Origin of the sequence: Paraburkholderia antibiotica, assembly GCF_012927125.1 — a bacterium.
Classification (GTDB): Bacteria; Pseudomonadota; Gammaproteobacteria; order Burkholderiales; family Burkholderiaceae; genus Paraburkholderia; species Paraburkholderia antibiotica.
This window is the reverse complement of record NZ_JABBFZ010000059.1, coordinates 1-2,230: the sequence shown is the minus strand read 5'-3', so window position 1 is coordinate 2,230 and position 2,230 is coordinate 1. Positions and strand designations below refer to the sequence as shown.

Below are 2,230 nucleotides of genomic sequence, written 5' to 3'. Positions count from 1 at the left end.
AGGTCACGCTGGAGTCGCGCCTTGCGCTGCTACGGAACACGCCGCGCACCCGTTTCTTTCTTGACCAGAGCGAACCGGAGATCATCGAAACGATTCTCCGCGAGAACGACTTCAACCAGGTTTTCGCGGACTACCAGTTCGACCTGCATCGCGAATACCGCAAGCATCCGATCATCACACAGTGGTGTGAAGACGACCTCGCATTCATGATGCGCCTTTGCAGACGGGTTGGAATCTGGTTTGCGTGCGAGCCGGGCGAGCGTTGCGAGAACGTGCGTTACGGAGATGACTTCACGAAATACCGGCGAGACCCGGAGCGCTACACGGTGCCGTATCTGGAGCCAGGTGGTTTGCACACCAGTGGCCGGGAATCGGTGCAGTCTCTCACGATGCGTACGACCATGGTGCCGGCGACGTTTTCCGTGCGCAGTTACAGCCCTGAGCAATCGAATAACCTGTGCGTGGATGGCGCAGAAACCATCCAGAGCGACCCGACCGTGTACGGCGAGACCTATACATGGGGCCTCGATCTGGATGATGAAGCGGACGCCGCGCGTGAAGCGGAACTGCGTCAGGAGGTGGCGCTTGCGGAGCAGGTCGTCTACACCGGCACATGCGACATGCTCGATATCGCCGCGTCCTGCGTGCTGGGACTGTCGAATCGCGAACTGCCCGAGGTGAAGTACGGCCTGCTGGTCACTGGCGTGACCTGCAGCGCCTCGCGCAGGCAGGGTTACAAGGCCGAGTTCACCGCCATCCCCAGCGACCGGCAGTACCGGATGCCGTTGATGGAGTCGACGTGGCCCCGCATAGAGGGCGTCATTACCGGCACGATTGCTTCAACGAAGGACTACGTGGGGCCGTACCTCGACCAGCAGGGGCGTTACATCGTCAACCTGCATGTGGATCGCGACCCGCGCACACCGGGGCTGGACAGTTGCCCGATGCGGCTCGCGAAGCCATTCGCGGGGCAGGGGCAGACGGGCTTCCACTTTGGTCTTGAGCCGAAGACGATCGTGACGGTAGGTTTTCTGTGGGGCAATCCCGACAGGCCGTACATATCCCAGGTTCTTCACACGGCCAGGCATACCGACCCGGTTGTATCGGGGCATCCGTGGGCACAGCGCAATACCATTCACACCCGCAGCAACAATACGCTTCAGATGGAAGATCGCCAGGGGCAGGAGCACATCAAGCTCGCCACCGAAAACGGCAAGTCGCAGCTCAATCTCGGCTTTGCGGTGGATCGTGAAAACCAGGCGCGAAACGAAGGGTACGAGCTTCGCACCGATATGTACGGTGTGCTGCGCGGGGGCAAGGGGCTGTATTTCAGTGCCGACGCGCAGCCAGGCGCGCAAGGCAAGGCGCTCGACATGAGCGCCGCGATGACGCAGCTGCACGCAGCCCAGGCGCGCATGCAAAGCCTCTCGGACGCCGTGCGGAAAGCGCAGGCAGTGGTGGCCGAATGCGAGGCGCAGAAGACCCTGCTCGAAACGCAACTGAAGGACCTGCAGCAGGCCGTGCTGCTTGCGTCCGCGCCGCATGGCGTAGCGCTGACGAGCGGCGAGCACATGCAGCTCTCGGCGGGCGGTCACCTGTTCACGACGGCCGGTGGCAATGCCGATACCGCGGTGGGCGGGAATTACACGGTCGCGGCAGGCCAGGCGGTGTCGCTCTTTGCGAACACGGAGGACATGAAGCTCTACGCCGCCGCGGGCAAGGTTGACGTGCAGGCACAGGGCGGCGCGCTGAACCTCGCCGCGCTCAAGGCTGTCACCATCGCCAGCACCGATGATTCGATCACGCTGAACGCCAGCAAGTCGCTCACGCTGTTATGCGGTGGCTCGTACATCAGGCTTTCGAATCTCGGCGTCGAAATCGGCAGTCCGTTCGATGTGGCGCTCAACGGACCATTGCGCATTGCGCCCTCCGCGACGCAGCGCGAGGCGTTGCCACTCATGCCGCAACAGGAAGCCACCGGCATGCAGCTCTGGCACACCTATCCGAACGGCGAGCCGGTGAAAAACGCGCCGTACCAGGTCACCTTCCCCGATGGCTCGTTGCGTTCTGGCGTGCTCGACGCCAACGGACGCGCGACGATCAATGATGTGCCGCGCGGCGGCGGTGCGGTCCAGTACTTCGAGGAACAGCATGACCTCGAGGACAAGGCGCGCAAGTTTGCCGAACCCGCCGGGACGCCACAGGCGGGACCGGCGACGACCGACGCCGG

1 protein-coding gene is annotated in these 2,230 nt (G+C 63.1%); it reads left to right on the top strand.

Translation table 11 applies throughout. The features are described 5' to 3' along the window. On the top strand, nucleotides 1-2,230 hold a 2,230-nt coding region (locus HHL14_RS32705), incomplete at both ends, for a type VI secretion system Vgr family protein (protein WP_169501731.1).